Origin of the sequence: Micromonospora sp. BL1 (genome assembly GCF_003667485.1) — a bacterium.
Classification (GTDB): domain Bacteria; phylum Actinomycetota; class Actinomycetes; order Mycobacteriales; family Micromonosporaceae; genus Micromonospora; species Micromonospora tulbaghiae.
In genome coordinates this window covers 1-7,393 of record NZ_RCVK01000106.1, presented here as the reverse complement: position 1 = coordinate 7,393, position 7,393 = coordinate 1, and the positions used below count along the sequence as shown (strand labels likewise).

Sequence of the window (7,393 nt, the reverse complement as noted above, 5' to 3'; positions counted from 1 at the left end):
ATCATGAAGTTGACGGCGACAAACCGGACGCCAACCGCCGCCAACCTCATGATCGACCCAGGGCAGGGCAGGCTGACCCGCAGCCGGGAGCGTGAGCGGGGCTGGGGCATCCGCGATCGTGCGGATCGCGCCCTGCGCGTGCCCTGTTTGCGCGGTTTGCGGGGTGCCTAAGTGCAAGATCGCGGGGGTGGGGGGCGGGGCGGGTCATGTCGTTACCGTCTTGGCTCGGTGGACCAGGAAGGCCAGGAGGGGCGCGCCGAGCAGAGCCGTGATGATGCCGGCGGGGATCTCGCCGGGCGGGGCGACCAGGCGGCCGGCCACGTCGGCCGTGAGCAGCAACGCGGGGCCGAGCAGCGCGGCGACCAGGAGCGTCCACCGCTGGTCCGCGCCGACGAGCGCCCGGGCCAGGTGCGGCACCGCCAGCCCGACGAAGGCGATCGGCCCGGCGGCGGCCACCGCCGCGCCGGTGAGCAGCACGCCACCGGCCCCGGCGGCGATCCGGACCAGCGCGACCCGGTGCCCGAGCCCCCGGGCCACGTCGTCGCCGAGGGCGAGCGCGTCCAGGCCGCGGGCGGCGAGCGCGGCGAGCAGCACCCCGGCCACCACGAACGGCAGCACCTGACCGGCCACGCCGACGTCGCGGCCGGTCAGCCCGCCGACCACCCAGAAGCGGTACTCCTCGAACGTGCGGGCGTCGATGCTGAGCAGCGCGTACACGATGGCGCCGAGACCGGCGTCGAGGGCCGCGCCGACGAGCGCGAGAGTGACCGGGCTGGCGCCCTCGCGGGCGCGGTTGGCGACGGCGAACACGAGCAGCCCGGCGAGCAGCGCGCCCGCGATGCCGAACCAGACGTACCCGGCGAGCGTGCCCACCCCGAACACGGCGATGGCCAGCACCACGCCGAACGAGGCGCCGGCGCTGACGCCGAGGATGCGCGGCTCGGCCAGGGGGTTGCGGGTCACCGCCTGGAACAGCACCCCGGCCAGCGCCAGCGCCAGGCCGACGACCAGCCCGAGGGCGGTACGCGGCAGCCGCATGTCCCGGACCACAGTGGTGGCGTCGCCGCCGTCCGGGGACACCAGCGCGTGCCACACCTGGTCGACGGGGAGGTGCCGGCTGCCGAGCGCCAGGCTGGCCAGCAGCGCCAGCAGGAGCAGGAATGCCGCCGCCACGGTGACCGCGACGCGGCGTACGGTGCCGCGGCGGACGGGAGCCCCGGCCCGCGCGGGCCGGACGGCGACGGTGGTCACGAGGGATCTTGGCCTTCCAGTTAGGTGCGCCTTACCTTAACTGACCTGCTAAGGCGTACCTAAGCGGGCGCTGTCGATGGGGTTGCGCCTCCACCGGGGGGAGGCGCGATGGTGGGCACATGGACGGTGCGGAGCGCTACTCGATCGGTGACCTGGCCCGGCGGACCGGGCTGCCGGTGAAGACCATCCGGTTCTGGTCCGACCGCGGCATCGTGCCGCCCACCGACCGGGGACCGGCCGGCCACCGCCGCTACGACGCGGCCGCGGTGGCCCGGCTCGACCTGGTACGGACGTTGCGCGAGCTGGGCGTGGACCTGCCCACAGTGCGCCGGGTGGTGACCCGGGAGGTCACCCTGGCCGAGGTCGCCTCGGCGCACGCGGACGCGCTGACCGCGCAGATCCGGCTGCTGCGGTCGCGCCGCGCGGTGCTCACGGTGATCGCCCGGCGCGGGGCCGGCCCGTCCGAGGCCGACCTGCTGCACCGGCTGGCCGGCCTGGCCGCGCGGGAACGACGGCGACTGGTCGACGAGTTCCTCGACGCGGCGTTCGGCGGCCTGACCGATCCGGGGTTCGCGGGCATCCGCCGGTCGCTCACACCCGAACTGCCGGACGATCCGGACGACGCCCGGATCGAGGCGTGGGTGGAGCTGGCCGAGCTGGCTCAGGACCCGGAGTTCCGGGCCGGGCTGCGCCGGCTGGCCGAGCAGCACGAGGCGGACCGGGCCGGCGCCGAGGGCGTACGCCGGGACGTGGTCGCCGTGGTCCGGGAGGAGGTGACCCCGGCGCTGGCCGCCGGTGTCGAGCCGGCCTCGCCCGGGGCCGACGCCGTCCTGGCCCGGGCAGCGGACCGGTACGCACGGCTCTGCGGCCGGCCGGACGACGCCGGCCTGCGCCGGCGGATGCTGGACCGGTTGCGGACCGCGCGCGACCCTCGCCGGGAGCGGTACCTGGAACTGCTCTCCGTGGTCAACGGCTGGCCACCGCCCGATAGCCTGGACCCGGTGCTGGACTGGTCGATCCGGGCACTGCACGCCCGGCAGCCCCTAGCCTGAGGACATGCGATTCGACAGGCACACGGTGGTTCTCCTGGTCCGCCCGGACGACGCGCCGGACCTGCCGCAGGACGCCCTCGACCGGATCCAGGACGCCCACCTGGCGCACCAGGCCGGGCTGGTGGAGCAGGGCGCCGTGCTCGCGGCCGGGCCGTTCCTGGACGGCGACGACGGGCGTGTCCGCGGTTTCGTGGTGCTGTCGGTGGACCCGCAGATGGCCCGTGAGCTGTACGCGAACGACCCGGCGGTCCGCGCGGGCCGGCTGGTCGCGCAGGTCAGCAGCTGGATGGTGCCGGAGGGCCAGGTCCGCTTCGAGCAGGTGCCGGTCCCCCGCTCGATGCTGGAGGCCGCCGCCGGCGACTGAGCGCCGCGGCTCGCCGCGCCCGGGACGGGGCGGTTCAGTCCTCGGCGGCCTGCCGGACGCCGGGCACCACAGGCATCGGCCACAACGCGGCGCGCGGCCCGGCGGGCACCTCGACCTGCTGGTCGGACCAGACGTACGTCTCGGGCAGCAGGTCGGCGATCGGGATCGCGCGCAGCCCGTCGGGCGGGCCGACGATCACCTTGATCGACGGGAAGTAGTCGAGCAGCACCTGGCGGCAGCGCCCGCACGGCGGCAGGACGCCCCGGCCCCGGTCCCCCACCGCGACGATGGCCTCCAGTTCACCGGCGCCCTGGGTCGCGGCGGCCCCGAGAGCCACCACCTCGGCGCACGGGCCGCCGGTGAAGTGGTAGACGTTCACGCCGCTGAAAACGCGGCCGTCGGTGCTGCGTACGGCGGCGGCGACGGTGTGGTTGTCGCTGCGGCAGCGCAGCTTCGCGACGGCGGTGGCGGCCTGCACGAGCGCCCGGTCGGTGTCCCGCATGATCATCCCCGCCCCTCGTCGGCCTCGTCCGTCGGCCTCGTCGGCGGCAACTTTATCCGGCGCGGACGGCCCGGCCAGGGAGGGCACGCCCGGCGCTCGGTAACCCGGGGGCGGTCCGCCGCGCGGCTGCCTATCCTTGGCGACGACATGCAGAATCCAGCCGTACCCGCCGCCCCTGAGACCGCCCGCGACCTGCACCGCCGCCTCGCCCCCCTGATGTTCCGCGACCAGCGGCGGCTCCAGCGGCGGCTCGACGGCGTGCGCAAGCTGCGCGACCCGCAGCGGCGGGAGGCGGCGCTGGCCGAGATCGGGGCCGAGATCGCCCGGGCCGAGGCGCGGCTGGCGTCGCGCCGCGCGGCCGTGCCGGCGATCACCTATCCGCCGCAGTTGCCGGTCAGCGAGCGCAAGGACGACATCGCCGCCGCGATCCGCGACCACCAGGTGGTGATCGTGGCCGGCGAGACCGGCTCCGGGAAGACCACCCAGCTCCCCAAGATCTGCCTGGAGCTGGGGCGCGGCATCACCGGCCTGATCGGGCACACCCAGCCCCGCCGGCTGGCGGCCCGGACGGTCGCCGACCGGATCGCCGACGAACTCGGCACCGAGCTGGGCGACGTGGTCGGCTACAAGGTGCGCTTCACCGACCAGGTGGGCGACAACAGCCTGGTCAAGCTGATGACCGACGGCATCCTGCTGGCCGAGTTGCAGACCGACCGGATGCTGCGGCAGTACGACACGCTGATCATCGACGAGGCGCACGAGCGCAGCCTCAACATCGACTTCATCCTCGGGTACCTGAAGCAGCTCCTGCCCCGCCGGCCCGACCTCAAGGTGGTCATCACGTCGGCGACCATCGAGACCGACCGGTTCGCGAAGCACTTCGCCGACGCCGACGGCAACCCGGCACCAGTTGTCGAGGTGTCCGGGCGCACGTACCCGGTGGAGGTCCGCTACCGGCCGCTGGTCGAGGTCACCGAGGCCGAGGAGGAGGACGAGGCCGACGAGGAGAACGTCCGGGACCAGATCCAGGCGATCGGCGACGCGGTCGAGGAGCTGGCCGCCGAGGGGCCGGGTGACATCCTGGTGTTCCTCAGCGGGGAGCGGGAGATCCGCGACACCGCCGACGCGCTGGGCAAGCTGGTCCAGAAGAAGCGCGCCCTGCTCGGCACCGAGATCCTGCCGCTGTACGCCCGGCTCTCCACTGCCGAGCAGCACCGGGTCTTCGCCGCGCACAGCAACCGCCGCGTGGTGCTGGCCACGAACGTCGCGGAGACCTCGCTGACTGTGCCCGGCATCAAGTACGTGGTGGACCCGGGCACCGCCCGGATCTCCCGCTACTCCAGCCGGCTCAAGGTGCAGCGGCTGCCGATCGAGCCGGTCTCGCAGGCCAGCGCCAACCAGCGCAAGGGCCGCTGCGGGCGCACCTCGGACGGCATCTGCATCCGCCTCTACGACGAGCAGGACTTCACCTCCCGCCCCGAGTTCACCGACCCGGAGATCCTGCGGACCAACCTGGCCTCGGTCATCCTCCAGATGACGTCGATCGGGCTCGGCGACGTCGCGGCGTTCCCGTTCATCGACCCACCGGACCGGCGCAACGTCGCCGACGGCGTCAACCTGCTGCACGAGCTGGGCGCGCTCGACCCGGCCGAGACCGACCCGGCGAAGCGGCTCACCGCCCTGGGACGGCGGCTGGCCCAGCTCCCGGTCGACCCCCGGCTGGCCCGGATGGTCCTCGAAGGCGAGCGCAACGGCTGCGCCACCGAGGTGGTGGTGATCGCCGCCGCGCTGTCCATCCAGGATCCGCGCGAACGCCCGGCCGACAAGCAGGCCCAGGCCGACCAGGCACACGCCCGGTTCGCCGACAAGGAGTCCGACTTCGTCGCGTACCTGAACCTGTGGCGCTACCTGCGGGAGAAGCAGCGGGAACTGTCGTCCAGCGCGTTCCGCCGCATGTGCAAGGCCGAATACCTCAACTACCTCCGGGTACGCGAGTGGCAGGACATCGTCAGCCAGTTGCGCCAGGTGCTGCGTACCTCCGACAAGGGTGAGGGCCGGCGCGGCGCCGGCGCCGACCTGCCGGAGGAGATCGACACCCCGAAGGTGCACCAGTCGCTGCTGCCCGGCCTGCTGTCGCACCTCGGCCTCAAGGACGCGCAGAAGCACGAATACCTCGGCGCGCGGGGCGCGAAGTTCGGGATCTTCCCCGGGTCGGCGTTGTTCAAGAAGCCGCCGCGCTGGGTGATGGCCGCCGAGCTGGTGGAGACGTCCCGGCTGTGGGGCCGGGTGGCCGGGCGGGTCGAACCGGAGTGGGTCGAGCCGCTGGCCCAGCACCTGGTCAAGCGCAGCTACAGCGAGCCGCACTGGGAGAAGAAGCAGGCCGCGGTGATGGCCTACGAGAAGGTCACGCTGTACGGCATCCCGCTCGTCACCTCGCGGAAGGTGAACTTCGGGCGGATCGACGCAGGTCTGAGCCGGGAGCTGTTCATCCGGCACGCCCTGGTGGAGGGCGACTGGCAGACCCACCACCAGTTCTGGCGGGACAACCAGAAGCTGCTGACCGAGATCGAGGAGCTGGAGAACCGGGCCCGGCGCCGCGACATCCTGGTCGACGACGAGACCATCTTCGCCTTCTACGACCAGCGGATCCCCGCCGACGTGGTCTCCGGCCGGCACTTCGACTCGTGGTGGAAGAAGACCCGCCGGGAGCAGCCGGACCTGCTCACGTTCACCCGCGAACTGCTCGTCAACGACGGCCGGGGCAGGGTGGACGAGGAGGACTACCCGGACGAGTGGCGGGCCGACGGCGTGACGCTGCCGCTGACGTACACGTTCGACCCGACCGCGCCCACCGACGGCGTGACTGTGGACATCCCGCTGCCGCTGCTCAACCAGGTGCCGGCGGAGAGCTTCGACTGGCAGGTGCCGGGGCTGCGCGAGGAACTGGTGATCGCGCTGATCCGGTCACTGCCCAAGCCGGTACGGCGCAACTTCGTGCCGGTGCCCGACTACGCCCGCGCCGCGCTGGCCGCGATCACCCCGGGCGAGGAGCCGCTGCTCGCCGCGCTGACCCGGCAGTTGCGGCGGATGACCGGCGTGACCGTACCGGCGGACGCGTGGGACCTGAGCCGGCTGCCGCCGCACCTGCGCGTCACGTTCCGGGTGCTCGGCGACGACGACAAGCCGGTCGCCGAGGGCAAGGACCTGCCCGCGCTGCAACGCGAGCTGCGCCAGGAGGTACGCCAGGTCGTGGCCGCCGCCGCGCCGGACGTGGCCCGTACCGGGCTGACCGAGTGGTCGATCGGCACCCTGCCGCGCACCATCGAGCAGGTACGCGCCGGCTTCGCGGTGACCGCGTACCCGGCGCTGGTGGACGAGGGCGCGACGGTCGGGGTGAAGGTGTTCGACTCCGCCGCCGAGCAGGAGGCCGCGCACTGGGCGGGCACCCGGCGGCTGCTGCGGCTGACGACGCCGTCACCGGCGAAGTTCCTCCAGGGGCGGCTGAGCAACGAGGCGAAACTGGCGCTGTCGCGCAACCCGCACGGCAGCGTGCCGGAGCTGATCGAGGACGCGGCCGGCGCGGCGATCGACAAGCTGATCGGCGACGCGGGCGGCCCGGCCTGGGACGCGGAGGGCTTCGCCGCGCTGCGCGACAAGGTGCGCGCCGACCTGGTGGACACGGTCGTCGAGGTGATGGAGCGGGTGCGTCGGGTGCTCGCTTCCGCGTACGCGGTGGAGCAGCGGCTCGGCGCCACCCGGAACCTGGCGGTGGTGGCCGCGCTGGCCGACATCCGCAACCAGCTCACCGGCCTGGTGCACAAGGGTTTCGTCACCGAGACGGGGTACGCGCGGCTGCCCGACGTGCTGCGCTACCTGACCGCGATCGAGCGGCGGCTGGACCGGCTGCCGGGCAACCCGCAGCGGGACAAGTCTCAGCAGGACCGGGTCGCCACGGTGCAGAAGGAGTACCAGGACATGCTGGCCGCGCTGCCCCCGCCGAGGCGCGCGACGCCGGCGGCGCGCCAGATCCGCTGGATGATCGAGGAGCTGCGGGTGAACGTCTTCGCCCAGGCCCTGGGAACCCCCTACCCGGTGTCGGAGCAGCGCATCTACCGAGCCATGGACGACGCCGAGGGCCGCTGACCCACCCCGCCCGCCGATCTTGCACTTGGCGCCCCCGCGCAGGGGCATTCGCCCCTTTCGCCGGGGCCGAAAGTGCAAGAT

Annotated in this window: 5 protein-coding genes; 3 read left to right on the top strand and 2 right to left on the bottom strand. The window is 73.5% G+C overall.

Features of this window, described 5'->3' with window-relative positions:
* Nucleotides 1–204: 204 nt before the first annotated feature.
* Entirely contained in the window at nucleotides 205–1,251 is a 1,047-nt protein-coding gene (locus EAD96_RS01190) for an iron ABC transporter permease (protein ID WP_121682969.1), read from the bottom strand.
* 119 nt (nucleotides 1,252–1,370) lie between these two features.
* Here EAD96_RS01190 and EAD96_RS31820 point away from each other — a divergent pair, with 119 nt between their 5' ends.
* Both EAD96_RS31820 and EAD96_RS01180 read left to right on the top strand, forming a co-directional pair.
* The gene (locus EAD96_RS31820; protein WP_121682968.1) at nucleotides 1,371–2,303 is read left to right on the top strand and encodes a MerR family transcriptional regulator; all 933 of its coding nucleotides are present in this window, start codon (nucleotides 1,371–1,373) and stop codon (nucleotides 2,301–2,303) included.
* 4 nt (nucleotides 2,304–2,307) lie between these two features.
* Nucleotides 2,308–2,667: a YciI family protein gene (locus EAD96_RS01180; protein ID WP_013285335.1), complete on the top strand. Its 360-nt coding sequence runs from the start codon at nucleotides 2,308–2,310 to the stop codon at nucleotides 2,665–2,667.
* A gap of 34 nt (nucleotides 2,668–2,701) precedes the next feature.
* Here EAD96_RS01180 and EAD96_RS01175 read toward each other — a convergent pair whose 3' ends face one another.
* Nucleotides 2,702–3,175, bottom strand: a complete 474-nt coding sequence (locus EAD96_RS01175; protein WP_121682967.1) for a cytidine deaminase — start codon at nucleotides 3,173–3,175, stop codon at nucleotides 2,702–2,704.
* A gap of 141 nt (nucleotides 3,176–3,316) precedes the next feature.
* On the opposite strand from EAD96_RS01175, the gene hrpA reads away from it, so the two are divergent.
* Nucleotides 3,317–7,312 (top strand): ATP-dependent RNA helicase HrpA, encoded by a 3,996-nt coding sequence (gene hrpA / locus EAD96_RS01170; protein WP_121682966.1) that lies wholly within the window; start codon nucleotides 3,317–3,319, stop codon nucleotides 7,310–7,312.
* The last annotated feature ends 81 nt before the right edge of the window (nucleotides 7,313–7,393 follow it).

Excerpts from the sequence above, each read along its gene's own strand:
- EAD96_RS31820 (WP_121682968.1), top strand. The coding sequence starts at position 1,371 with ATGGACGGTGCGGAGCGCTACTCGATCGGTGACCTGGCCCGGCGGACC.
- EAD96_RS01180 (WP_013285335.1), top strand. The coding sequence starts at position 2,308 with ATGCGATTCGACAGGCACACGGTGGTTCTCCTGGTCCGCCCGGACGAC.
- EAD96_RS01175 (WP_121682967.1), bottom strand. The coding sequence starts at position 3,175 with ATGATCATGCGGGACACCGACCGGGCGCTCGTGCAGGCCGCCACCGCC.
- hrpA (WP_121682966.1), top strand. The coding sequence starts at position 3,317 with ATGCAGAATCCAGCCGTACCCGCCGCCCCTGAGACCGCCCGCGACCTG.